The 24,219-nt window shown below is 69.7% G+C and carries 23 protein-coding genes and 1 riboswitch; of the genes, 13 read left to right on the top strand and 10 right to left on the bottom strand.

Annotated features, from left to right (window positions below):
* Positions 1-24 precede the first annotated feature (24 nt).
* From HUA74_RS26285 to HUA74_RS26260, 6 genes are all read right to left on the bottom strand, one after another.
* Positions 25-1,917, bottom strand: coding sequence for a M56 family metallopeptidase (locus HUA74_RS26285; RefSeq protein WP_174456741.1), 1,893 nt, complete (start codon positions 1,915-1,917; stop codon positions 25-27).
* Complete coding sequence (locus HUA74_RS26280; RefSeq protein WP_141646159.1) at positions 1,917-2,306, bottom strand: BlaI/MecI/CopY family transcriptional regulator; 390 nt, start codon at positions 2,304-2,306, stop codon at positions 1,917-1,919. Before HUA74_RS26280 ends, HUA74_RS26285 begins: the two co-directional genes overlap by 1 nt.
* Before the next feature lie 105 nt (positions 2,307-2,411).
* Complete coding sequence (locus HUA74_RS26275; protein WP_174456740.1) at positions 2,412-3,833, bottom strand: sigma-54 dependent transcriptional regulator; 1,422 nt, start codon at positions 3,831-3,833, stop codon at positions 2,412-2,414.
* Between the two features lie 19 nt (positions 3,834-3,852).
* Positions 3,853-4,374: an OsmC family protein gene (locus HUA74_RS26270; protein ID WP_174456739.1), complete on the bottom strand. Its 522-nt coding sequence runs from the start codon at positions 4,372-4,374 to the stop codon at positions 3,853-3,855.
* Positions 4,375-4,493: 119 nt separating this feature from the next.
* Entirely contained in the window at positions 4,494-5,906 is a 1,413-nt protein-coding gene (locus HUA74_RS26265) for an SLC13 family permease (protein WP_174456738.1), read from the bottom strand.
* Positions 5,907-5,931: 25 nt separating this feature from the next.
* Entirely contained in the window at positions 5,932-6,363 is a 432-nt protein-coding gene (locus tag HUA74_RS26260; RefSeq protein WP_174456737.1) for a CBS domain-containing protein, read from the bottom strand.
* 221 nt (positions 6,364-6,584) lie between these two features.
* A riboswitch (TPP riboswitch) is annotated at positions 6,585-6,695 on the top strand.
* Positions 6,696-6,740: 45 nt separating this feature from the next.
* Here HUA74_RS26260 and thiC point away from each other — a divergent pair.
* Positions 6,741-8,615, top strand: a complete 1,875-nt coding sequence (gene thiC / locus HUA74_RS26255; protein ID WP_141647377.1) for a phosphomethylpyrimidine synthase ThiC — start codon at positions 6,741-6,743, stop codon at positions 8,613-8,615.
* A gap of 140 nt (positions 8,616-8,755) precedes the next feature.
* Complete coding sequence (locus HUA74_RS26250; protein ID WP_141647378.1) at positions 8,756-9,145, top strand: DUF4870 domain-containing protein; 390 nt, start codon at positions 8,756-8,758, stop codon at positions 9,143-9,145.
* A 286-nt stretch (positions 9,146-9,431) separates the two neighbouring features.
* On the opposite strand, the gene moaA is transcribed toward HUA74_RS26250, so the two are convergent.
* The 3 genes from moaA to thiO form a co-directional block, all read right to left on the bottom strand.
* Positions 9,432-10,445, bottom strand: coding sequence for a GTP 3',8-cyclase MoaA (moaA, locus tag HUA74_RS26245; protein ID WP_174456736.1), 1,014 nt, complete (start codon positions 10,443-10,445; stop codon positions 9,432-9,434).
* 64 nt (positions 10,446-10,509) lie between these two features.
* On the bottom strand, positions 10,510-11,751 hold the full coding sequence (locus HUA74_RS26240; RefSeq protein WP_174456735.1) for an HD domain-containing phosphohydrolase: 1,242 nt from the start codon (positions 11,749-11,751) through the stop codon (positions 10,510-10,512).
* Positions 11,752-11,917: 166 nt separating this feature from the next.
* The gene (gene thiO / locus HUA74_RS26235) at positions 11,918-13,036 is read right to left on the bottom strand and encodes a glycine oxidase ThiO (RefSeq protein WP_174456734.1); all 1,119 of its coding nucleotides are present in this window, start codon (positions 13,034-13,036) and stop codon (positions 11,918-11,920) included.
* Between the two features lie 312 nt (positions 13,037-13,348).
* Here thiO and hisG point away from each other — a divergent pair, with 312 nt between their 5' ends.
* The 10 genes from hisG to HUA74_RS26185 all read left to right on the top strand — a co-directional run bounded on the left by hisG (position 13,349) and on the right by HUA74_RS26185 (position 21,382).
* On the top strand, positions 13,349-14,209 hold the full coding sequence (gene hisG / locus HUA74_RS26230; RefSeq protein WP_141647382.1) for an ATP phosphoribosyltransferase: 861 nt from the start codon (positions 13,349-13,351) through the stop codon (positions 14,207-14,209).
* Positions 14,209-15,516, top strand: coding sequence for a histidinol dehydrogenase (hisD, locus tag HUA74_RS26225; protein ID WP_174456733.1), 1,308 nt, complete (start codon positions 14,209-14,211; stop codon positions 15,514-15,516). Before hisG ends, hisD begins: the two co-directional genes overlap by 1 nt.
* Positions 15,513-16,553 (top strand): histidinol-phosphate transaminase, encoded by a 1,041-nt coding sequence (locus tag HUA74_RS26220; protein ID WP_174456732.1) that lies wholly within the window; start codon positions 15,513-15,515, stop codon positions 16,551-16,553. The genes hisD and HUA74_RS26220 overlap by 4 nt, the downstream gene beginning before the upstream one ends.
* The gene (gene hisH, locus HUA74_RS26215) at positions 16,550-17,143 is read left to right on the top strand and encodes an imidazole glycerol phosphate synthase subunit HisH (protein WP_174456731.1); all 594 of its coding nucleotides are present in this window, start codon (positions 16,550-16,552) and stop codon (positions 17,141-17,143) included. Before HUA74_RS26220 ends, hisH begins: the two co-directional genes overlap by 4 nt.
* The gene (locus HUA74_RS26210) at positions 17,140-17,856 is read left to right on the top strand and encodes a HisA/HisF-related TIM barrel protein (RefSeq protein ID WP_174456730.1); all 717 of its coding nucleotides are present in this window, start codon (positions 17,140-17,142) and stop codon (positions 17,854-17,856) included. Before hisH ends, HUA74_RS26210 begins: the two co-directional genes overlap by 4 nt.
* Positions 17,853-18,389, top strand: coding sequence for an imidazoleglycerol-phosphate dehydratase (locus HUA74_RS26205; RefSeq protein ID WP_174456729.1), 537 nt, complete (start codon positions 17,853-17,855; stop codon positions 18,387-18,389). Before HUA74_RS26210 ends, HUA74_RS26205 begins: the two co-directional genes overlap by 4 nt.
* Entirely contained in the window at positions 18,386-19,150 is a 765-nt protein-coding gene (hisF, locus tag HUA74_RS26200; protein ID WP_368773779.1) for an imidazole glycerol phosphate synthase subunit HisF, read from the top strand. The genes HUA74_RS26205 and hisF overlap by 4 nt, the downstream gene beginning before the upstream one ends.
* Positions 19,151-19,247: 97 nt before the next feature.
* Positions 19,248-20,027, top strand: a complete 780-nt coding sequence (hisN, locus tag HUA74_RS26195) for a histidinol-phosphatase (RefSeq protein WP_174456728.1) — start codon at positions 19,248-19,250, stop codon at positions 20,025-20,027.
* On the top strand, positions 20,027-20,656 hold the full coding sequence (hisIE, locus tag HUA74_RS26190) for a bifunctional phosphoribosyl-AMP cyclohydrolase/phosphoribosyl-ATP diphosphatase HisIE (protein WP_174456864.1): 630 nt from the start codon (positions 20,027-20,029) through the stop codon (positions 20,654-20,656). The genes hisN and hisIE overlap by 1 nt, the downstream gene beginning before the upstream one ends.
* A gap of 273 nt (positions 20,657-20,929) precedes the next feature.
* Positions 20,930-21,382, top strand: coding sequence for a DofB protein (locus HUA74_RS26185; protein WP_141647391.1), 453 nt, complete (start codon positions 20,930-20,932; stop codon positions 21,380-21,382).
* A gap of 12 nt (positions 21,383-21,394) precedes the next feature.
* Here the strand turns inward: HUA74_RS26185 and HUA74_RS46460 are convergent, their stop codons facing one another.
* On the bottom strand, positions 21,395-22,537 hold the full coding sequence (locus HUA74_RS46460; protein WP_371817309.1) for a hypothetical protein: 1,143 nt from the start codon (positions 22,535-22,537) through the stop codon (positions 21,395-21,397).
* Between the two features lie 81 nt (positions 22,538-22,618).
* On the opposite strand from HUA74_RS46460, the gene lpdA reads away from it, so the two are divergent.
* Positions 22,619-24,016, top strand: a complete 1,398-nt coding sequence (gene lpdA / locus HUA74_RS26175; RefSeq protein WP_174456726.1) for a dihydrolipoyl dehydrogenase — start codon at positions 22,619-22,621, stop codon at positions 24,014-24,016.
* The last annotated feature ends 203 nt before the right edge of the window (positions 24,017-24,219 follow it).

Below are 24,219 nucleotides of genomic sequence, written 5' to 3'. Positions count from 1 at the left end.
CACCGGGAGCAAGCCCGTCGACGCTCAGAAGCCGACGGGCGGAGTCACAAGGGTGGTGGAGGCGGCGCTCGCGCAGAGGATGCAGGCGCTCTGGTTGGAGCCGTCCGCGCGCTGTCCCGGCTTGTCCGCGCTGGCGACCTGACGACGCTCGTCCATGCCTCCGCCGGGCTCGTTGGTGAACCAGACGTCGAACTCGTAGTGCACGGGCACGGGCTTGCCATCCAGCATCGCGGGCTCGTAGCGCCACGTGGTCAGCGTGCGGATGATGCCGTCTTCCAGGCCGGAGAGGCTCTGGAGGGACTTGCAGTCGGTGACGGTGCCCTCGGCGGTGATGGTGCAGCGGGTGACCACCGCGCCCTTGGGGACGGCGTTCACGCGCGAGCGTATGTTCTGGGTGAGGTCCGCGAAGTGCAGCCTGCGCCCCGTCAGGAAGCGGGGAGGGGTGATGCCAGGGCCGAGCGTGAAGACGCCATCCTCCTCGGGCATGGGCCTGGTGGAGGGCGGCGGAGGCGTCGGGGTGGGCTTCGCGATTTCCGGCGCCGCTTCCGCCACCTGGACGGGGGCGACAGGCACGCTGTCGATGGCGACGGCGGGGTCGGCCGGCTCCGCGTCGAGCGGATACGGCGTGCGGGACAGCTCCGTGCGGACAATCCCCTCCGTGTCCGGGATGAGCAGCGGACGCGGGCTGGGCTCGCGGGCCTTCTTCGTCGGGGCCTTGGCCGCCGCGCGGACCGGACGACTCACGGTGGAGGTGAGGTTGGCCGGGATGACTCGCGGCGTGGGCGCGACGAGGGGCCGGTGGACCCGGGGCTCCTCGATCTCGAAGGCGCGCTCGTGATTCGAGACGGGCGAGGCCTCGGTGGAGGCGGTGTTGGAGGTGGGCGGCACGGCCATCGCAGGCAGGGGGACCTGGGAGGTGCCCAGGGCAACGGCGAGCGCGGCGCCCCCCAGTCCGCTGACCAGCCGCCAGGACCTGCGCGGGGCACGGGGCTCCGGCACGGCCAGGAGCCGGCGGATGCGCGCGAGCAGCGAACCCCCATCCGCGCCGAGCGCGAGCAGGGCGGACGGCGGCGCGCGGAGCTGTTCGATGAGCGCGAGGGCGCGCGCATAGAGGAACGCGTCTCCGCAGGACTGCACGGCGAGGTCATCCGCGCAGTGCTCGCGCTCCTCGCGAATGCGGTGGGACAGCCACCAGACGGCGGGGTGGTAGAACAGGAAGGTCTCCACCAGGGCCTGGAGCAGGTTGACCAGGTAGTCGTGGCGCTGGATGTGCGCGAGCTCATGCGCGAGCACCGCTTCCAACTGCGCGGGTGTCAGGCCAACGATTGCGCCCGCGGGGACGAGGATGAGGGGGCGCCACAGGCCGATGACCTGGGGCACGTCGACGCGGGCGGACGCCAGCAGTCGGACGGGGCGCGTCAGGCTCAGCCGCGTGAGCGCCTGTGCCAGCGCGTCACGCCAGGCAGCGGCGGGCTCCTGGGTGTGCAGTCGGGACAGCCGCTGGGCCGCGTACCAGGAGATGACCATCCGCGCCGACAGCAGCAGCACGCCGCAGCACCAGGCCGGGAGCAGCCACGGGCGCACAAGCTCCAACCAGGAGGTGCTGGCCGCCACCGTCGCCGGAGACGCCACGTCCACCAGCGAGGTGCCCGGAGGCAGCGTCGCCGACAGGAGCATCTCCGCGGACAGGCCGCCCGACGTCGGAGTCACGGGGACCGACGTCCCCCACAGCGCGCCCAGGAACGTGCCGAGCGGAAGCAGCGCCATGGTCAGCAGGCCCAGACAGGCGACGACATAGCGGCCCCGCGCCGAGCGGCGCGACATCAGGGCCAGCAACCCCGCGACCACCAGCGCCACCGCCGCGCCCTGCCAGGCGAAGGCGAGCAGGGCTTGTTCCAGCGAGTCCAGCACGTCCATCACTTCCCCCGCCTCTCGTGCTCGTCGAGCAGCTTCCGGATCTCCGCCAGCTCCTCCGCGGAGGCCCGCTTCATCGAAAGCGCCTGGGCCACCACGCTGGACGCGGAGCCGCCGAAGGCCCGGTCCATCAAGTCCCGCAGCAAGTCGCGCTGCGTGCGCTTCTGGCTCAGGGCCGCTTCGTAGACATGGGTGCGCTCGCTCTCATCGCGCTGGACGAGCCCCTTCTCCGTCATGTTCTGCAGGAGCTTGAGGACCGTGGTGTAGCCGGTGTCCTTGTCCTGCGTGTCCCGGAGCGACTCATGCACCCGACGTACGGTGCTGGGCCCCAATTGCCAGAGGACACGGAGGATGGCCAGCTCGGCGCGCGTCGGCTGCGGTGGAACGGGCATCATTCGCGAAAGTATTACGACGTACGTCGTAACTGTCAACGACGGACGTCGTAGATGCCCGTCATGGAACACCGCGTCGCCCGCGCGTCGGTGTCCGGCTTCGCGTCAGGACTCGGCGGCGAGGTCTCCGGGGAGCTCGTCGGCGTCGGGCTTCGGGGGCGCGCCGTCGGCCTGGGCGCCGTACTCCTTGAGGCGGTACTGAATCTTCCGCACGCTGATGCCGAGCACCTCCGCGGCGCGCGACGTGGAGCCCTGCACCATCTCCAGGGTGCGGAGGATGGCCTCGCGTTCGATGGCCGCGAGCGTGGCGCCGGGGATGAGCGCGCCCTGGCTCGTGCCGGTGGGACGGGGGCCGCGCAGCACGGGCGGCAGGTCGTCCGTCGCCAGCTCCTGGCCCTGGGTGAGGACCACGGAGCGTTCGATGGCGTTCTCCAGCTCTCGGATGTTGCCCGGCCAGTCGTGCGCGAGCAGCGCCTGGAGCGTGCCTGGCGCCAGGCCGCGCACGTGCTTGCCGTAGGCCTCGCCGTACTTCTCCAGGAAGTGGTTCACCAGCGCGGGGATGTCGCTCTTGCGCTCCCTGAGCGGCGGCAGCGTCACGCTCACCACGTTGAGCCGGTAGTAGAGGTCCTCGCGGAAGCGGCCCGCCTTCACCTCCGCGGCGAGGTCCCGGTGCGTCGCGGCGACGATGCGCACGTCCACCTTGAGCGTCTGGGTGCCGCCCACGCGCTCCAGCTCGCGCTGCTGGAGCACGCGCAGCAGCTTCACCTGCACCGTGGGGGAGATCTCCCCGATTTCGTCCAGGAAGAGGGTGCCGCCGTCGGCCAGCTCGAAGCGGCCTTCCTTGCGCGCGAGGGCGCCGGTGAAGGAGCCCTTCTCGTGGCCGAACAGCTCGCTCTCCAGCAGGTTCTCCGACAGCGCCGCGCAGTGGACGCGGATGAAGGGCTTGTCGCGGCGGGGCGACTCCTGGTGCAGCGCCTGGGCGATGAGCTCCTTGCCGGTGCCGGACTCGCCGAGGATGAGCACCGTGGCGCGGGTGCTCGCCGCGCGGCGCACGACGTCGTAGATGCCCTGGAGCTGCGGTGACTCGCCGATGATGTCGTGGAAGCGCCGCACGCGCGTGCGGACCTGGTCTCGCAGGGCCTCCGCCTCGCGGCGCAAGCTGCGCTTCTCCAGGGCCTTGGACAGGATGACGAGCACCTGGTCGGCGTCCAGCGGCTTGAGCAGGAAGTTGTCCGCGCCGGACTTCATCGCCTCCACGGCCATCTCCACGCTGGCGAAGGCCGTCATCATGACGAACGTCGCGTCGCTGCCCTGCTCGCGCGCGGCGCGCAGCAGGGTGAGGCCGTCCATCCGGGGCATGCGCACGTCGGTGAGCACCACGGCGGGGGAGAAGTCCGACACGCGCGCCAGGGCCTCCGCGCCGTCGGCGGCCTCGGCCACGTCGTAGCCCTCCTCGTTCAGGATGGTGGCGATGGCTCTGCGGGCATTGTCCTCATCGTCGACGACCAGGATGCGCTGTGCGGACATGGAAGGGGGGCTCGAGGTGTCAGGGAAGGGTGAGGACCGGGATGGGCTTCAAGTGGGAGGCGTCGGGTTTCGCACGGGGGCTGGCGGCGCGGGCGTGCCACGTCTCCACCACCGCTTCGATGCGCGGCGCGATCTGGATGACCGAGCTGGGGAAGCAGTGGGCGGGCAGCTCGGAGAAGATGAGGCGCACCACCTCCGCGTCCAGGTCGGTGGCCACGGCCACGTGGGGACGGACGATGAGGTCGGTGAGGTGGGGTGGCTGGCCGGGACCGCTCACCACGCGGGCCACCGCGCAGCTCTGGTAGAAGAGGACAGTCACGTCCGCCTCGCGTGCGCGCTCCAGGAAGGCCAGCAGCGTGCGCCCCTCCACCGCGCCCACCAGCAAGGTCTCCGGTGCCCAGCGTCCATCGTCCGCTGGGCCCTGCTCGACGAGCGGCAAGCCGATGGGGACGGGCGGCGCACGGTCGCTCGTCAGGACGGCACCTCGCTCGCCCTGCCAATACAGACGCGTTTCGTACTCAGTGACGGTCACGGACGTCATGGGCGCTCCTTCCGCCGGGCCCTGTTCCGGCATTGCCCTTACAACCCGTGTGCCGCGAAGGTGCTTCATGGTGGACCGGGGATTCGCCCTGAAGTCCCGGACGGGCGGACGAGGGTAACTCATGGCAGGCCAAAGAGACGTAGCACCAGGGGGCCCGTCCAGCTGACCAGCAGACAACCGGCCACCATGAGGGGAAGCCCCAGTTTCAACAGCTCGGAGGTGTCGAGCCCCTCGCCCGCGGCCATCGCGTTGGGCGGGGTGCTGATGGCGAAGGGGATGCCGAACGAGCACCCCATGGCGACGAGGATGGGCGTGGACGCGGAGGGTTCCACGCTCAGGGCCAGGGGCATCAGCAGCGCGGCGGTGCCGGTGTTGCTCATCAGCGCGGACAGGCCGGCGGCGACGATGACCAGCGCCCCCAGTCTCGCCTCGCGCGGCCACGCCTCCAGCCGGGCGCCATCGAGCGCGTGGGCCACCAGGCCCGACTGCTCCAGGAGTTTTCCCAGCGCCAGCCCTCCGGCGATGAGCAGCAGGGTGGACCAGTCCAGGCGTCCCAGGTCCTCGCGTTTGAGAAGCCCGGTGCCGAACAGCAGCGCGGTGGCGCCCAGGGCGACGACCGGTGCGGGCACGCCGTGGAGCGGCTCCGACAGCCAGGCTGCCACGCAGGCGGCGCTCACCGCGAGCACGCGTCGGCCGGAGGCATCGAGCGTGCGGGCGGGCTGTGCGGGCAAGGTCAGCGCACCTCCCATGCGGAAGCGCAGGAGCACCAGGCCGAAGCCGAGCAGCAGCATCAACACCGTGAGGGGCAGGGCGAACGCCATCCAGCCCGCGAAGGTGACGTGCGCATGAGCGCTCGCGGCGGACACCGCGAGGGCATTGGGGCCGCTGCCCACGGGCGTCGCCATGCCGCCCAGGTTTGCGCCCAACGCGACTCCCGCGAGCAGGGCGGGCCGCAGCGGCGTGCCCGGAGGTGAGGCGAGCAGCACGGGCCTGAGCGCGGCGAGCATCATCGCCGCTGCGGCCACGTTGGACATCCACATGGAGAGGAAGGCCACGCCGCCCATGACGAGGAGCAGCAGGAGGCGGGGCCGGCCTCGCGACAGGCGCACGACGTGCCGCGCCACCGCCGAGTCGAGGCCGTGGCGCATGGCCGCGACTTCCAGCGTGAAGCCACCCAGGAACAGGATGAGCACCGGGTCCACGCCCCAGGTGAGCACGGAGGACAGCCGGTACTCCGGCCCCAGCGGACCGAGCACCACCGGCGTGGCGCCCAGCAGGAGCAGGGTGGGCACGAAGGGCGGCACCAGCTCCGTGAGCCACAGCACCAGGCACACGCCCGCCACCAGCACCGTGCGCGATGCCACCTCGCCGTCCACGCCGAAGCCCGCGAGCCCGGCCACCGCGACCAGGCCCACCAGCGCGAGCACGGGCCGGGTCCAGCGACGCCGTGACGACGGCGCGACGGTGGCCTCGGGAAGGCTGGTCGACAGGGCCTCGGCGTCTGCGTGTGTCGAGGCGAGTGGGGAGGTCATTGCAAGGGACGCGGGGAGGAGGGACCTACGCGTTGAATTCCCTCGCCAGCTCGCGGCGGTCCTTGTCCTCGATGAGGTGCTGCGCGTAGCGCACCAGGTCCGCCTCGGTGACGATGCCGAGCAGCGCGCCGTCCTGCCCGACGACGGGAAGGCAGCCGAACTTGTTGCGCAACATCAGCACCACGGCATCGCGCAGCGACGCCTCGGGCGTCACCGTCGTCACGTCCCGGGTCATGATGTCGGCGGCCCACAGCGGCTGCGCGGCGGGGTCCGTCGCGTGCGTGGCCGCGGCCCTCAGCAGGTCTCGGTGGGTGATGAGGCCCACGAGCTTTCCCTGTCGGACGACGGGGAGGTGCCGGATGCGGTGCAGGCGCAGCAGCTCCTCCGCCTTGCCCAGGTTCTGGGTCTCCTTGAGCGCGACCACCTCGCGCGTCATCAGCTCTCCGACGATCTGCATGTGGCGCTCTCCGGTAGATAGGTGGAACTCCCGGGGGCCGTTGCATGGAAGGGGCCAGCCCGGATTCCCTCGGGCTACGGCGATTTCGGTGCCCTGTACACGCAAGGTTTGCGCCTTCGTGTGGTGCCCCGCATTCCTTGCGCGAGCGGTGTTGACTGGAGTGCTTCCAGCCCTGGCCACCGGGCAGGTTGAAGCCGGTCCCGGCGTGCGCTAGATGCTCACCCAGTCGCTAGGGGTGCCCCTCGTAAGGGGCTGAGACGGCCGCGTGGCGCGGCCAACCCTTGGAACCTGAACCGGGTCATACCGGCGGAGGGAAGCGGCCCGGAACCCCCTGGGGGCTTCCGTCTGCCTTCCCGCCCGTCCTCGAGGAGAGAGAGATGAGCGGAGCGTCCAGAAGCCTCAAGGTCGATGGCAAGGTGCTCGAAGGCATCAGCCAGGGCCCCCTGCCAGCCTCGCGCAAGGTGTTCGTGAGTGGGGAGCTGCACCCCGACTTGCGAGTCCCCGTGCGGGAAATCAGTCAAACCCCCACGCGGCACGGACCGGGCGCGGATGCCCGGGTGACGTCGAATCCCCCCGTGCTCGTCTATGACTCCAGCGGTCCGTACACGGACCCGGAGGCGCGAATCGACCTGCGCCAGGGCCTGCCCGCCACGCGCGAGGCCTGGGTGCTGCGTCGCGATGACACGGAGGAGCTGGCGGGAATCACCTCCGACTACGGCAAGGAGCGCGAGGCGGACCCGAGGCTCGCGGGGCTGCGCTTCGGCCATCGCCGCAAGCCCCGCGTGGCACGCCAGGGCGTCAACGTCACCCAGTTGCACTACGCCCGGCGCGGCATCATCACCCCGGAGATGGAGTACGTGGCGCTGCGAGAGAACCTGCGCATGGACGCGTCGCTGTCCGCGCAGCACCCGGGCCACTCGTGGGGCGCGTCCATCCCCCGCGTCATCACCCCGGAGTTCGTGCGCGACGAGATTGCCCGGGGCCGCGCCATCATCCCCGCGAACATCAATCACCCGGAGCTGGAGCCGATGATCATCGGCCGCAACTTCCTGGTGAAGATCAACGCCAACATCGGCAACTCCGCCGTCTCGTCCTCCATCGAGGAGGAGGTGGAGAAGATGGTCTGGTCCATCCGCTGGGGCGCGGACACGGTGATGGACCTGTCCACGGGCCGGAACATCCACGAGACGCGCGAGTGGATCCTCCGCAACGCGCCGGTGCCCATCGGCACGGTGCCCATCTATCAGGCGCTGGAGAAGGTGGGTGGCAAGGCGGAGGACCTCACGTGGGAGATCTACCGCGACACGCTCATCGAGCAGGCCGAGCAGGGCGTGGACTACTTCACCATCCACGCCGGCGTGCTGCTGCGCTACGTGCCGCTCACCGCGAAGCGACTGACGGGCATCGTCAGCCGGGGCGGCTCCATCCTCGCGAAGTGGTGCCTGGCCCACCACCAGGAGAACTTCCTCTACACGCACTTCGAGGAGATCTGCGAGATCATGAAGGCGTACGACGTCAGCTTCAGTCTGGGTGACGGGCTGCGGCCGGGCTCCATCGCCGACGCGAACGACGCGGCGCAGTTCGGCGAGCTGGAGACGCTGGGCGAGCTGACGAAGATCGCCTGGAAGCACGACGTGCAGACGATGATCGAAGGCCCGGGCCACGTGCCCATGCACCTCATCCAGGAGAACATGACGAAGCAGCTGGCGGTGTGCGGCGAGGCGCCGTTCTACACGCTGGGGCCCCTCACCACGGATATCGCGCCGGGGTATGACCACTTCACCAGCGGCATTGGCGCGGCGATGATTGGTTGGTTCGGCACCGCGATGCTCTGCTACGTGACGCCGAAGGAGCACCTGGGGCTGCCGGACCGCGACGACGTGAAGGAAGGCGTCATCACGTACAAGATCGCCGCGCACGCCGCCGACCTGGCCAAGGGGCATCCGGGCGCTCAGGCTCGCGACAACGCGCTCTCCAAGGCCCGCTTCGAGTTCCGCTGGGAGGACCAGTTCAACCTCTCCCTGGACCCCGAGCGCGCCCGCGCCTTCCACGACGAGACGCTGCCCGCCGACGGCGCCAAGGTCGCCCACTTCTGCTCCATGTGCGGGCCCCAGTTCTGCTCCATGAAAATCACCCAGGATGTTCGCGACTACGCGGAGAAGCTGGGCGTCACCGACGCCACCGCGCTCGACTCGGGGATGGAACAGAAGAGTGAGGAATTCCGGAAGGCAGGCAGCGAGTTGTATCGCTGAGCCACGAAGCCAGGAATCGAGGGCGTCAAACGACCTGCTACATCACCTGTCCGAGACGTGACAATGAGAGTGGGTGCATGTCATGTTAGGCAGGCATGGGCGCGGTGCACGCGCCCTCGATTATCTGGAGGGGATACTTCATGGAGACTCCGCCGCGGGAGCAAGTGGGTTCGTACATCACCGGCACGCCGATGCCGACCCAGGATGAGAAGACGATGGGGCTCATCGCCCACATGGGAACCATCCTGGCCAACTTCGTGGGCCTGGGCTTCGCGGTTCCGCTGGTGCTGATGCTGACCAAGGGCAAGGAGTCGTCCTTTGTTCGCGAGCACTCGGTGGAGTCGCTGAACTTCCAGATCACCCTCTTCATCGCCGGCCTCGTCGGCGTCGCCACGTCGTGTATCGGCATCGGCCTGGTGTTGCTGCCCATCGTCGGCATCCTGGCGCTGGTGTTCGGCATCATCGGCGGGCTGAAGGCGAACGAGGGGCAGCTGTACCGGTACCCGTTCGCCATCCGGCTGGTGAAGTAGTCGGCACGGCGGCGGCTCCCTTCGGGGAGCCCGCGGCCACTCGGGCGGGCCAGGCGCGAGCGCGTGGGCCCGCCCGTCGTCTTTTCAGGGGACGCGCGAGCGCCAGCACTCGGGTGCATCCTCGCGACGCGGCAGCGCGGCCTCGGCCCCGCTTGGGTGGCAGCGTGGCGCCGGTGCGGGCCTTCAGCCGCCGATGCCCATCATGGACAGCCGCGTGGCGCCGGTGGGGCGGGCCTTCAGTCGCCGATGCCCATCATGGACAGCAGCATGGCGCCCGTGCGGGCCTTCAGCCGCCAATGCCCATCATGGACAGCAGCGTGGCGCCGTTGCCGGGCTCGGTGAAGCGGTGGCCCTCGGGCTTGTCGCCCAGGGCAGCGCGGATGGCCCGTGCCAGCTCCACGTCCGTGGCCCCACCCCGGATGAGCTGATGCAGCGGCGCCTGTGCGCGGCCGCCCAGGCAGCTGCGCAAGTCGCCATTCGAGGCCACGCGCACGCGGTTGCACCCGCCGCAGAAGTTCTGGGTCAGCGGCGAGATGAAGCCCACGCGGCCACCTGGCGCCTTCCAGTAGCGCGCGGGACCGGAGGTGACGGAGTCGGCGGCGGCGCCTGTCTCCTCGGGCTCGGCGGAGAGGTCCAGGCCCTCGCCGCGCAGCCGGTCCATCAGCTCGGCGGTGGGGACCGGAACGCCCTGGCCAAAGGGCATCAGCTCGATGAAGCGCGGGGTGATGCCGCGCGCGTGCGCATACTCCACCAGCGCGCGGGCCTCGCCGTCGTTCACGCCCCGCATCACCACGACGTTGAGCTTGAGCGAGGCGTAGCGGGAGGCCGCCGCCGCGTCGATGCCCCGGAGGATGGCGTCGAAGTCCCCCTGCTTGGAGATGCGGCGGAACGTCTCCGGGGACAGCGTGTCCAGGCTGAGGTTGAGCTGGTCGACACCGGCCTCGCGCAACGGGGCCGCGAGGGCCTCCAGGTGGCTGGCGTTGGTGGTGATGGCCAGGTGCCGCACGCCTGGGATGCTGGCGATGCGCCGGGCGATTTCCAGGATGTCCGGACGGATGAGCGGCTCACCGCCGGTGAGGCGCACGCGGCGGATGCCCAGCGCGGCGAAGATGCCGGCGATGCGTCCCAGCTCCTCCGCGTTCAGCAGGTCCTTCTTACCGCCCCAGGACGCGGGAGAGCAGTACGTGCAGCGGAAGTTGCAGCGGTCCGTGATGCTCAGCCGCAGGTACGTCATGCGGCGCCCCTGCGCATCCAGCAGGGGAGGGGCGAGCGGATCCGTCTGGAGTGCGGGCGTCGTCACGGGCGGCCTGACCTCATAACAGCCGCCAGGGGGACGTTCATCTCAATCCCCCCAGCGTGAGGGCTCAGCCCTCGCTGCCCGTGGCCGACCGGATGATCGGCACCTTCACTTCGACGGGCTCGCTCGGGGCGGCACGCGGGGCGACCGGCGCGGGCTCCAGGTCATCGTCCAGGTCCGTCAGACGCGCCAGCTCCGCCTCGGCCTCGTTCGCCTCCTGCTCGGCCACGGGAAGATTGAGCTTCCGCAGCGCCATCTCCTCCTTGATGCGGATGAGGCCCTCTTCACCGATGTCCAGGAACGCCCGGACGACTTCCGGGTCGAACTGGGTGTTGGCGCAGCGGCGGATCTCCTGGATGGCGTTCGCGAACGAGGTGCCCTTGCGGTACGGCCGGTCGCTCGTCATCGCGTCCAGCGTGTCCGCCACGGCGAAGATGCGCGCGCCGATGTGGATCTCCTGCCGCTGGAGGCCGCGCGGGTAGCCCGCGCCGTCCCAGCGCTCCTGGTGCGACAGGACGATGGCGGAGGGCGTGGAGAGGAACGGGATGGCCTGGATCATCTGGAAGCCAATCTCCGGATGCTTGCGCATCTCCAGCCACTCGTCCGGCGTGAGCTTGCCCGGCTTGAGCAGCACCGCGTCCGGCACGCCAATCTTGCCGATGTCGTGCAGGAGCGCACCGCGGCCAATCTCCTCCAGGTCCTTGCCGGAGATGCTCATCCGGCCGGCGATGGCGGACGTGTAGCTGACCACGCGCTGCGAGTGGTCGCTCGTCTCGTGCTCGCGCGCGTCCAGCGCGGCCACCAGCGCCAGGAGCGTGTTCTGGTAGGTGTTGGCGATGTTGTGCAGCGCGCTGCGCAACTCCGCGGTGCGATCTCTCACCTTGCGCTCCAGCTTCTTCTGGTAGCGCTTGCGGGCCATCTCGATGCGGCGCTTGGCGAGCGCGCGCTCGATGGCTCGGATGAGGTCGGTGAGCTTCGGTGGCTTGAGCAGGTAGTCCACCGCGCCCCGGCGCAGGCAGTCCACCGCGGACTCCGTGTCGCCATAGCCGGTGAGCATGATGACGGACGTGTCCGGCAGTCGCTCTCGCAGGTTCTCCAACAGCCAGAGGCCGTCCTTGCCCGGCATCTTCATGTCGCTGATGACGAGCGGGGTGTCCTCCTCGCCAGCCACGTCCAGCGCCATCTCGGCGCCGCTCGCGACGACGCAGTTGTAGCCCTCTTCACGCAGGAGGACGGAGATGACGTCTCGGACAGAGTCGTCATCGTCGACGATGAGGATTCGGGGTGGGGCAGGGGGGATGGCTTCCACGGCGGGAGATTCTAAAGGTTTCCGGGTTTCAATGGCGAATGAGTCAGGGAAATTACCACCTTCCTCCACTTGCAGGTTGACAGTCCAGTGCGCTGGTCCGGAAGACGACCCTGGGAGGGAGGGCGGCCGGGCAGGCGTGGACGGGTCCTGGGAGGAAGTCGAGCCTTCAGGCCTGGGCCCTCGTACTCGCGCGGTCATGGCGGAAAGGCGCGAGGTCCAGGGTGGTCCGCTCTCCGAGGACGGCCTCGGCCACGAGCTTCGCGGTGATGGGGGCCAGGAGGATGCCGTTGCGGAAGTGTCCGGTGGCGAGGAAGAGGCCCGGGGTGGGGCCCTCTCCGAGGTAGGGCCGCTTGTCCTCCGTCCAGGGGCGGAAGCCGGCCCACGTCTCGGTGATGGGGGCGGACCCGAGCTCCGGGCACAGCTCCAGGGCCATGTCGAGGATGCGGGCCAGGCCCGCCGCAGTCACCTGCTTGTCGAAGCCCACCAGCTCCATGGTGCTGCCGGCGATGACGCGGCCGTCCGCGCGGGGGACGACGTAGCCCTTCTCCGACGTGAGGATGCGCTGGAGCAGGGGAAGGCGCGTCTGGAGCTGAATCATCTGCCCACGCGCGGGGCGCACCGCCTTCGCCTCCACGCCCGCGCCCTGGACGAGCGAGGACCAGGAGCCCGCGGCGAGCACCACCGCGTCCGCGCGCAGCACCTCGCCATCCAGGTCCACGCCCACCGCGCGGCCCGCTTCGTGGACGATGCCGCGCACGTAGCCGCTTCGGAACTCGGCGCCCACGCGCGCGGCGGCCATCGTCAACGCGCGGACGAGGAGCCGGTTGTCCACCTGGTGGTCATCCGGGAAGTGGGCGGCGGCGACGGCTTTCGAGGAGAGGCGCGGCTCCAATGCGCGGGCCTGGGCACCGTCGAGCACGTCCGCGCGCAGGCCCATGCCGCGCTGCCACAGCACGGTGGCTTCCACGTGCTGCACCGCCGCTTCGCTGAAGGCGACCTTGAGGACGCCGCTGGGGCGGTAGGCGATGTCCACGCCGGACAGCTCGCGCAGCTCGTCGGCGAAGGCGGGATAGAGGGCGCGGCTCTTCAGGCACAGCTCGAGGAAGGGGCCGGGTCCGTCGGACTCCATCTGTGGAGCGAGCATGCCGGCGGCGGCGCTGCTGGCCTCCGCGCCGGGGATGGAGCGCTCCAGCACGGTGACGCGCGCGCCGGCTTGCCGCAGCCGCAGCGCGATGCCGCAGCCCATGATTCCCCCACCCACGATGATGACGTCCGAAACTCGCATGGACTTCTTTCCTGCTCGCCCCGTCGAGGGTTTGCAAGCGACTTGGACAGGGAGCCCAGAGGTCGGGTTGACGGCGGGGGCCTTTGCCATTACTGATGGGGCCGTGCGTTTCTCTTCCGTGCATCCCCATCATGCGCATCATCGGCTCGGCCCCGACGGGACCGTTCGCCACGCGCATGCCTGGGTGAGCCACTAGACGCACCACCCTCCCGGCACCTGCCGCAGCGAATGAAGGCCCGTCCTCCCCCGGACGGGCCTTTTTTCGTTTCCGCGCGGCCTTCGTTTCCCCCGCAGCCCCCAGCAGGTCTACCCATGTTGCTGAAGATCGCTCTTCCCAACAAAGGCCGCCTTTCCGAAGAGGTTCGTGAACTTTTCAACGATGCGGGCCTGGAGGTGCGCGGCAGAGGAGAGCGCGCACTCACCGCGTCGCTCGGCGGCGAGTTCGAGGCCATCTTCGTGCGCGCCCAGGACATCCCGGAGTTCGTCGCGGACGGCGCGGCGCATGCGGGTGTCACGGGATGGGATCTCGTGAGCGAGGCGGGGCGGGAGCTCGAGCACCTGATGGACCTGGAGTTCGGCAAGTGCCGGCTCGTCGTGGCGGCGCGCGAGGAGAGCGGCATCACCCACTCCAACGACGTGCGAGACGGCATGCGGGTGGCGTCGTGTTTCCCCCGGCTGACGCAGGACTACTTCGCGCGGCGAGGGCAGAGCATCACCGTGGTTCCCGTCTCGGGCGCGGCGGAGATTGCTCCTCACCTGGGCATCGCGGACATCGTGGTGGACCTGACGTCCACGGGCTCCACGCTGAAGATGAACGGCCTGCGCGAGGTGGCCACGGTGCTGGAGTCCAGCGCGCGACTGGTGTCGAGCAAGACGAACGTCCCGGAGGCGCGCAAGCGGTTGGATGAGCTGAAGCTGGCGCTGGGCTCGGTGCTGGCGGCGCGGGGCAAGCGCTACCTCATGGCCAATGTCCCCAGGGACTCGCTCGCGGGGGTTCGCGAGGTGCTGCCCGGACTCAATGGCCCCACGGTGGTGGATGTGCTGGACGGAGGGACGTTCGTCGCGGTGCACGCGGTGGTGGCGGCGAAGACCATCTACCGCACCGTCAACGCCCTGAAGGCCCTGGGCTGCGAGGGCATCCTCGTCACGCGCATCGAAAGGCTGGTGGCGTGATGACGCCGCTTCCTTCGTTCCTCCGCTATCGCGGACCGCTGGCCAGCCTGTCCCGCGAGGACCGGCTCCGATTGTTGCAGCGAGGCGGGGATGTGGACGCGCGCATCTCCGCCCGGGTGCGGGAGCTCATCGCCCGGGTCCGGCTGGATGGGGACTGGGCGCTCTTCGAGATGGCGCGCCAGTTCGACCGCGCGGAGTTGTCCGCACTGGAGGTCCCCCGCGCGCGTTGTGAGCAGGCGCTCGAATCATTGGACCCGTCGGTGGCGCGGGCCCTGGGACGCGCGGCGCGCAACATCGCGCGGGCGCACGAGGCGCAGCGGCCTCGCGCGGTGGAAGTGGAGACGGAGCCTGGTGTGCTGGTGGGCCGGAGGCCGGACCCCCTGGGCCGCGTCGGAGTGTACGCACCGGGAGGCCGGGCGGTGTATCCGAGCAGCGTGTTGATGGGGGTGGTGCCGGCGAAGGTCGCGGGGGTGGGCGAGGTCATCGTCTGCTCGCCTCCGGGGCCGGACGGTCTGCCACACGCGAGCGTGTTGGCGGCGGCGGTGCTGGCGGGCGCGGACCGGGTCTTCGCGCTGGGCGGAGCGGGCGCGGTGGCGGCGATGGCGTACGGCACGGAGAGTGTTCCCCGGGTGGACCGCATCGTCGGGCCGGGCAATGCCTACGTGGCGGAGGCGAAGCTCCAGGTGGTGGGGGCGGTGGCCATCGAAGCACCGGCGGGGCCGAGTGAAATCCTCGTCATCGCGGACGAGACGGCGAGTCCGGACGCGGTGGCGCGGGAGATGCTGGCGCAGGCGGAGCACGACCCGGATGCGGCCTGCGTGACGGTGGCGCGAGGCGAGGGGGTGGCGGAGGCCATCGCGGAGCAGGTGCGGCGCCTGTCACTGGGTACGAAGCGCGAGGAGATTGTCGCCGCCGCACTGCGCTCACGGGGCGCGGTGTTGAGTGTGGCGTCGCTGGAGGAGGCGTGGCCCTTCGTCGCGGACTTCGCGCCGGAGCACCTGCTGCTCGCCACCGCCGCGCCTTCGGCGGACCTGGCGCGAGTGCGCAACGCGGGCACCGTCTTCCTCGGGGAGCGCTCCTCGGTGGCCTACGGCGACTACATGACGGGCTCCAACCACGTGCTGCCCACGGCGGGGCTGGCGAGGGCCTACTCAGGACTCAACCTGCTCGACTTCTACCGATGGACCACCTACCAGCGCGTGGAGCGCGCGGCGTCCCAGGCATTGGCGGACGACGTGGGACTGCTTGCGGACAGTGAGGGCCTCTTCGCGCACGCGGACGCCGCGCGGGCCTGGAGGGCCGAATGATTCCCACGCGTGCATCCTATCGGGACATCCCGTTGTATTCGCCCGCGAAGCGACCCTGTCGCGTGGACCTGAGCGACAACACCAACCTCTTCGGGGTGCCTCCCGCCGCGGAGCGAGTGCTGCGCGAGTCCTCCCTGGAGTCGCTCTCGCGCTATCCCCGAAGCTATGCGCCCGACCTGCGCGGCGTGTTGGCCGAGCAGCTTGGCGTGACAGCCGAGTGCGTGACGACGGGCTGCGGCTCCGATGACGTCCTCGACAGCGCGCTGCGAGCGTTCTTGGAGCCGGGTGAGTTGCTCGTGTTTCAAGACCCGACGTTCGTGATGATGCCGCTGTTCGCGCAGGTGAACGGACTGCGGACGGCGGCGGTGCCCTTGCGCGCCGACTTCGACGTGGAGCCCGAGTGGCTGGTGTCCACGGGGGCGAAGGTCATCTACCTGTGCTCACCGAACAACCCCACGGGCACGGTGCTGTCGCGCGCGGCGGTGGAGCGGGTGGTGGAGCGCGCGCCGGGGCTGGTCATCATCGACGAGGCATATGCCGACTTCGCGCGCGGGCCCGGCTTCCTGGACCTGGCGCGCACGTGCTCGAACGTGCTGGTGACGCGCACGTTCTCGAAGGCCTTCGGGCTCGCGGGAATGCGCGTGGGGTGGGCGGTGGGCCACCCAAAGCTCGTGGCGGAGGTCGAGAAGGCACGGGGGCCGTACAAGCTGACGACGCTCGCGGAAGCGATGGCCGTGGCAGTGCTGCGCGAGGACGCGGGTTGGGTGCGTGCTCGGGTGGAGGAGGCGGTGGAGAACAGGGAGCGCCTGCGGGGCGCGCTGGTGGCGCTGGGGCTGAAGCCGCTGCCGTCCGAGGGCAACTTCCTGATGGTGCCGCTGCCAGGAGCGCCTGGGGTTGCGGAGCGGATGCGGGAGCGTGACGTGAACGTGAGGGCGTTCCAGGGGCTGACCGGGGTCGGAGATGCGCTCCGAATCGGCAGTGGACCGTGGCCCTTGCTGGAGGCGGCGCTCGTGGCGCTGCGGGAGTCCTTGCGATGAGAGTCACCTTGTTCGACTACGGCGCTGGCAACCTGCACTCGCTGACCAAGGCCCTTGCCACGGAGGAGGGCGTCGACGTTCGCGTGGAGGAGAGCCCGGCGCGTGCGGTCGATACGGATGTGCTCGTGCTGCCCGGTGTTGGCGCCTTTGGCTCGGCGGCGGCGCGACTGGCGCCCGGGCGGGATGCGATGCGCTCGGCATTGGAGAAGGGCCTGCCCTGCCTGGGCATCTGCCTGGGCATGCAGTTGCTGTTCGATTCGAGCGACGAGGGAGAGGGCGCGGGCCTGGGCTATTTCGCCGGACGGGTGACGCGGCTGACGTCGCGACGCGTGCCGCAGATTGGCTGGAACCAGGTGGAGGGCGACCGCACGTTGTCGGGGGCGAAGCTGGACACCGCGTACTACGCGCACAGCTTCGTCTGCCGCGTGGAGGACACGTCGGTGGTGACGGGGTGGACGACTCACGAGGAGGACCGCTTCCCCGCGGTGGTTCGACGCGGCCGGGTGGTGGGCGTGCAGTTCCATCCCGAGAAGTCTTCGTCTTCGGGTGTCGCCTTCGTGCGGGCCTTCTTGCGGGAGGTGGCGTCATGAGGGCGATTCCCGCCATCGATCTGCGCGAAGGCGCGTGCGTGCAGCTTGTCGGAGGTTCGTATGAAGACGAGCGGGTTCGGGTGAAGGACCCGCTGGAGGCGCTACTTCGTTGGCGCGCCTTCGGCTTCAGGACCTTCCACGTGGTCGACCTGGATGCGGCGCTGGGCCGGGGTTCCAATGCCGAGGCCGTGGCGCGACTTACCGCGCACGAGCCGGGGCTCACATTCACCGTGGGCGGGGGTGTGCGAGAGCTGGAGCGGGTGGAGGCGCTGCTGGAAGGGGGCGCTTCGGCCGTGGTGGTGGGGACTCGGGCCATCGAGGACGCGGCGTGGTTGGCCGACGTCGCGAGCCGCCATCCAGGCCGCGTGGTGGTTGCGGCGGACGTGCGAGGTCGCGAGGTGGTGACGCGAGGCTGGACGGCGGGCAGTGGCATGACGGTGGGCGATGTGCTCGCGGCGCTGGAGCCGTTGCCGCTCGGTGGCCTGCTGGTGACCGCGGTCCACAAGGAGGGGCAACTCGAGGGCGTCGACCTGTCGCTGATGCGCGAGGTGGTGGTTCGCAGCCGTCACCGGCTCTACGCGTCGGGCGGCGTGACGACGCTGGAAGACTTGAGGGCGCTGGCCTCGGTGGGCGCGTACGGGGCGGTCATTGGGATGGCGCTGTACACGGGGCGGCTGGATGCGCGCGACGTCGCGCTGGAGTTCGCGAAATGACCACTGTCACTCGAGAGACGAAGGAGACGCGGATCCGCGTGGAGCTGTCGGTGGGCCGGGGGAGCACGCAGGTGGACACGGGGCTCAAGTTCTTCGACCACATGCTCTCCACCTTCGCGCGCTACGCGGGGCTCGACTTGAAGTTGCACGCTCGTGGCGACCTCACGCACCACCTGATGGAGGACGTGGCGATTACGTTGGGGACGGCGGTGCAGCGGGTGATTCCGGCGACAGCGGCCCGCTTCGCGGAGCGCACGGTGCCCATGGATGACGCGCTGGTGCAGGCGTGCCTCGACGCGGGCGGACGGTTCTTCTACCAGGGGCCGCTGAAGAATCGGCTCTACGAGCACTGGATGCGCTCGTTCTGCGAGCACGCGAAGGTGACGCTTCACCTGCGGGTGCTGCGAGGGAAGGACAGTCACCACGTCACCGAGGCGGCGTTCAAGGCACTGGGGCTCGCGCTGCGGGATGCGATGGTGGACTCCGGCACCGTGTTCAGCATGAAGGGCTCCGTGGCCCTGGAGGTGCTCTGATGCTGACGCGACGACTCATCGTCTGTCTGGACGTGAAGGGCGGCCGGGTGGTGAAGGGTGTTCGCTTCGAGGGTCTCCGTGACGTGGGAGACCCGGTGGAGTTGGCCCTGCGCTATGAGCAGGAGGGCGCGGACGAGGTGACGTTCCTCGACATCTCCGCGAGCGCCGAGGAGCGTGACACGCTCTGGGATTTGGTGCGGCGCACGGCGGAGCGACTGTTCATCCCGTTGACGGTCGGGGGAGGCGTCCGCACGGTGGAGGACGTGGGCCGTGCGCTTCGGTCTGGCGCGGACAAGGTGAGCATCAACTCGGCGGCGGTGGCCCGGCCGGAGGTGCTCACGGAGTGCGCGGAGCGATTCGGAGCGCAGTGCGTGGTGGCGAGCATCGACGCTCGGAAAGAGGGTTCGCGCTGGCGTGTCCACACGCATGGTGGGCGCAAGCCCACGGAGCTGGAGGCGGTGGCCTGGGCGCGTGAGTGTGTGGCGCGAGGTGCGGGTGAAGTGCTCCTCACCAGCATCGACCAGGACGGTGCCCGCTCGGGCTACGACCTGGAGCTGACGCGCGCGGTGGCGGACGCGGTGGACGTGCCCGTCATCGCATCCGGAGGGGCGGGTAACGCGGAGCACGTGCGGGACGGACTCACGCGTGGCGGCGCGGACGCGGCGCTCGTTGCGGGCATCCTTCACGATGGGCTCACCACGGTAGGGGCCATCAAATCGCTGCTCCGAGCGAGCGGCCTTCCCATCCGGAGCACGACATGACGAGCGCACAGGGCTTGATGCAGGCCGCGGAAGTCGCACGCAATTCGGGAGACGTGGCGCCGAGCGCCTTCAGCGGCCTTCCCATCCGGAGCACGACATGACGAGTGCACAGGGCTTGATGCAGGCGGCGGCCGAAGTCGCGCGCAAGGCCGGGGACGTGGCGCTGGGCTACTTCCGCGGTGGTATCGCAGTGGATACCAAGAGCGACGGGACGCCCGTCACGGTGGCGGACCGCACGGCGGAGCAGACCGCACGCGAATGGCTGGACGCACGTTTTCCGGACGACGGCATCCTCGGGGAAGAGTTCGGAGAGACACGGCCGGGCGCGCGGCGCCGATGGATCCTGGACCCCATCGATGGAACAAAGACCTTCATCCGGGGCGTACCTCTATGGGGGACCCTGGTGGCACTGGCGGAAGGGGAGCGCATCCTCGTGGGCGCCGCGTACTTCCCCGCCGTGAGTGAGCTGCTGGTGGCTGCGCCAGGGGAAGGTTGCTTCTGGAACGACAAACGCGCGCGAGTGTCCGAGCAGGCGGACCTGTCTCGCGCGGTGGTGCTCTCCACGGACGAGCGCTTCCGTCAGCATCCCGAGCGCGGAGAAGCCTGGCGCCGCTTCACCCTCGACGCGGCCATCTCCCGCACCTGGGGCGATTGCTACGGCTACCTGCTGGTGGCCACGGGCCGAGCGGAGGTCATGGTGGACGAGCTGCTCTCGCCCTGGGATGCCGCCGCGCTCCAACCCATCATCGAAGAAGCCGGAGGCGTCTTCACCGACTGGACCGGGCGGCGGACCTCCTTCGGTGGCAACGGCATCGCCACCAACGCGGCCCTGGCCACACTCACCCGTGAGCGCCTGGGCGCGACGGAGGCCACGTGATTCTGGACCTGGACCGACTCGACTTCACCAAGGGCGGTGGCCTGGTGACGGTGGTGACTCAAGACGCGCGCACCGGTGATGTGTTGATGGTGGCGCACGCGGACCGCGAGGCACTGGAGCGCACCCTCGCCACGGGGCAGATGCACTACCGTTCGCGCTCGCGTGGCCTCTGGCACAAGGGCGCCACCAGCGGGAACACGCAGCAGGTGGTGTCCCTGCGCGCGGACTGCGACGGTGACGCGGTCCTGGCCCGCGTCGAGAAAGCCGGGCCGGCTTGTCACACCGGCGAGACCACGTGCTTCGGTCCCGGAGGGGGAGACGCGCTGGCCGCGCTGGATGCCACCCTCGCCGAGCGCGCGACCCGACCCGATGCCCCGGGCGAAAAAACCAGCTATACGCGCCGCCTGCTCGCGGACCGAAACCTGCGTCTCAAGAAACTGGGCGAGGAGGCCGCGGAGCTGGTGACGGCCTGCGCGGATGCGGACGCCGGACGCGCCGCCGAGGAGGCAGCCGACCTCCTCTACCACCTCCTCGTCGCGGTGAGGCCGCTCGGGCTCTCCCTGGAAGACGTGAAGGCCGTGCTCGCACGTCGTGCCGCGAAGCCAAAACTTCCCGGCAATGCTGGATGAGCGAGGCTCACCTCGCGTGAGAAGGACACAGGGCTATCAGGGCATTCCACGTATCAAACCCCATTTTCAGGCCGTGTCAGCGTCGACCCGGATGGATTTGTCCGTCACGGCTGCATACGGACAGCAGGATTGCGACGGTGGAGTGATCGCGTGCAGCAGTGACTCTCTTCAACGAAAGGAGTGTTCCTGCTACACATCCAGACGCGCGGCGCTGTGGAGAACGCCGGCCGGGCGCTTCTTGGCATCGAAACCGTCCGCCTCACCGGAGGCATCGTGAACGGCCCCACCACGTACAAGGCAGAGCTCATCGACCGAGTCATCTTCTCCCGCTGGCAGAATCCTCCGACCAAGGAGGACGTCGCGGCGATGCTGGCTCAGATGGAGGAGGCCTCGACGCGGCTCAACTCGCGTCTCATCTACATTGGTTCCGTGAGCCCGAAGTCCAAGGTTCCCGACGCGAACGAGCGCACCATCCTCAACAACTTCCTCGTGGATGCGAGGAAGACGTGTGTCGAGCAGGCGTGGCTCATCTACGAGGGCACGGACCTGCAACACAACCTCCAGCGCGTCATCATCTCCGGCGTGCTCATCCTCACCCGGACCTTCGACAACTTCCTCTCGGTCGCGAAGTCGGGCGAGTCCATCGTCAAGGACGTCAGCGCCGTCCTGAAGAAGGACGCGGCGCCCATCTTCCAGCTCGCAAAGGACCGTGGCCTGGTCGCCTGACGCCGTCGGCGCTCAGCGCGCGCCGAGGATCTCCAGCTCCAGGAGCTTGCCGTCCGCGCTCTCGGGGAACACGCTGACCGCGTCCACCTCGACCAGGGGCGCGGCGGGGTTGCAGGTCTCCCACTCGCCCGTGCCACGAAACTGGCACACGGTGGGATTGACGAACGAGAAGCCTCCCTCTGGATCATTCAAGCCCACGCCCTTCGGCGTGCGGACGATGGCTCGCAGGGAGCCCGGGCCTTGCGCCCGGACACGGAACCCCACCAGGTGCTTGAGCGTGGGCGCGTAGCCCGCGCGCAGCGCTCCGTCCGCCGACCAGCGCGTGCCCCGCCTCGCGTTGCTCACCGGGACTCCCGTGAGGAGGTCTCCATCGAACGCCTGGAACGCGGGCTGGGCCCCCAGGAGCTGATCCGGCTTCACCGGCGCGGTCTCCACCGGCTTCGCGCTGGCCGCCGTGAGCAGCGCCGGGGCCCGGGCGCCTTGCTGGGCGGCGGCCGCGCGCAGCACGGACAGCGGCAGCAGGTCCGCGCTCGCGCAGCGGGACACCAGTCCATCCAGGAGCGTGCGCACGGTGGGGGGCAGGTCGACGGAGGCCTGGGCGGCGGGGGCGAGCCCCAGTCGGACGATGGAATCACAGGCCGCCGGGGTGCCTGGGCCCGCGTGCTCCAGGCTCCACTGGAGCTCGGGGATGTTCGGCGGTTGACCGACGGCGGTGTCCAGCAGCGCACGGGCCACGGTCTGCGCGCAGGCGTTGACCCTGGAGGGACAGCGCTCGCAGAGGGCGGCGAGCAGCCCCCGCATGGGGGTGTCCGCCCCCTGGGTGAAGGGGGCTCGGGCGGAAAGCGCTCCGCCCAGCTCACAGGCGCGCGGGGGCGGCTTGTCACAGGCGTCCAGCCGCTTGCGGGCCTCGGCCACGACGGTGGGCTCGTCGGGGGCGCGCAGGGTGGCGTCCAGGGCCCGTTCCACCGCGCGGCACTCAGGAGAGGGGGGAAGCGGCGAGGGGGAGGCGGGGGACGTGGCGGTGGCGTCCCGGGTGGGGGAGCTCGCGGGCGAGGCCCCGGCCGTCTCATCCTGGTGCGTCACGCACCACAGGCGGGTGAAGGCGAGCAGCGCCACGAGCATCAGGAGGAGGGTTCTGAGCGGGAAACGGCGCACGAGCAATCTCCTTGATTCCGACCGGGAGCGGGGGTTATCAGCCCCACCGGGTTCCATCCGCAAATAATGACGGAGGCGTGCGTGGCTGAGACGTTCGACGTGGTGATCATCGGTTCGGGCCCTGGCGGCTACGTGGGTGCCATCCGCGCGGGGCAACTCGGGCTGAAGACGGCCATCATCGAGAAGGACAAGCGTCTGGGCGGTACCTGCCTCCACCGCGGGTGCATCCCCACCAAGTCCCTGCTGTGGACGGCGGAGTTGTTCCACCACGTCAAGGAGGCAGGGGACTTCGGCATCGACCTGTCGAGCCCGACGGTCAACTGGCCGAACGCGATGAAGCACAAGGACAAGGTCGTCACCAAGGGTGCCAACGGCATCGACTTCTTGATGAAGAAGAACAAGGTGACGGTCATCAAGGGCCACGGCCGCATCGCCGGCAAGGGCAAGGTGGAAGTCACCGCCGAGGACGGCTCCAAGCAGGTCCTGGACGCGAAGAACATCATCATCGCGACGGGCTCGGTGCCCAAGTCCCTGCCGAACGTGCCGGTGGACCACAAGCGCGTGCTCAACAGCGACTCCATCCTGCAGCTCGAGCGCATCCCCAAGAGCATCATCGTCCTGGGCGCTGGCGCGGTCGGCTGTGAGTTCGCCTCCATCTTCAACCACGTGGGCAGCAAGACCTCCATCGTGGAGTTCCTTCCCGCGCTGCTCCCCATCGAGGATGCGGACATCTCCAAGGAGCTGGAGAAGCTCTTCCGCCGTCGCGGCATCGACGTGCACACCGGCTCCGCGGTGGAGAAGGTGGAGCACACGGCGGACGGCGTGCGCGTCACCATGAAGGTTGGCAGCGAGACGAAGACGCTGGAGGCGGAGCTGCTGCTGTCCGCCGTCGGCCGCTCGCCCGTCACCGAGGACGTGGGCCTGGACAAGACGTCCATCAAGACGGAGCGCGGCTACATCAAGGTCGACGCGATGCTGCGCACCAGCGAGCCCAACGTCTACGCCGTGGGCGACGTCATCCCCACGCCGATGCTGGCCCACATGGCGAGCTCCGAGTGCGTGCTCGCGGTGGAGCACATCGCCGGGAAGAACCCGCAGCCCATCAACTACGACCTCACCCCGTCGGCCACGTACTGCTACCCCGAGGTCGCCTCGGTGGGCCTGACGGAGAAGAAGGCCAAGGAGCGCGGCTACGACGTCAAGATTGGCAACGCCCCGTTCGGCGCGGTGACGAAGTCGTCCATCACCAATGAGGCCACCGGCCTCATCAAGATCGTCTCCGACAAGAAGTACGACGAGGTGCTGGGCATCCACATCATCGGGCCCCACGCCACGGAGCTGCTGGCCGAGGCGTGCGTCGCGCTGAAGCTGGAGATCACCACCGAGGAACTGGCGGGCACCATCCACGCCCACCCGACGCTCTCGGAAATCGTCCACGAGGGCGCCGAGGCCACGCTGGGTCACCCCCGCCACTTCTAGGCCCAGGCTCGTCGAAGGTCAGGCCGTCCCGGAGCGTGGTTCCGAGGACGGCCTTTCCATGTCCGGCGTCCGCTGGGGCAGGTGGCCAGGATGCCTGCACACCAGGAGGGCCAGCGATGGACTGGCACGCCGTCGGGGCAGCGGCGCCCAAGTCGGGACATCCAGGCCCTCCGGTGCCCAGGTCCGGGGCTGCCCGGCCGGAG

The sequence above is a fragment of the Myxococcus sp. CA051A genome (assembly GCF_013336705.1).
GTDB classification, from domain to species: domain Bacteria; phylum Myxococcota; class Myxococcia; order Myxococcales; family Myxococcaceae; genus Myxococcus; species Myxococcus llanfairpwllgwyngyllgogerychwyrndrobwllllantysiliogogogochensis.
Note: the sequence above shows the minus strand (reverse complement) of the source record. Positions and strands in the feature narration are given on the sequence as shown.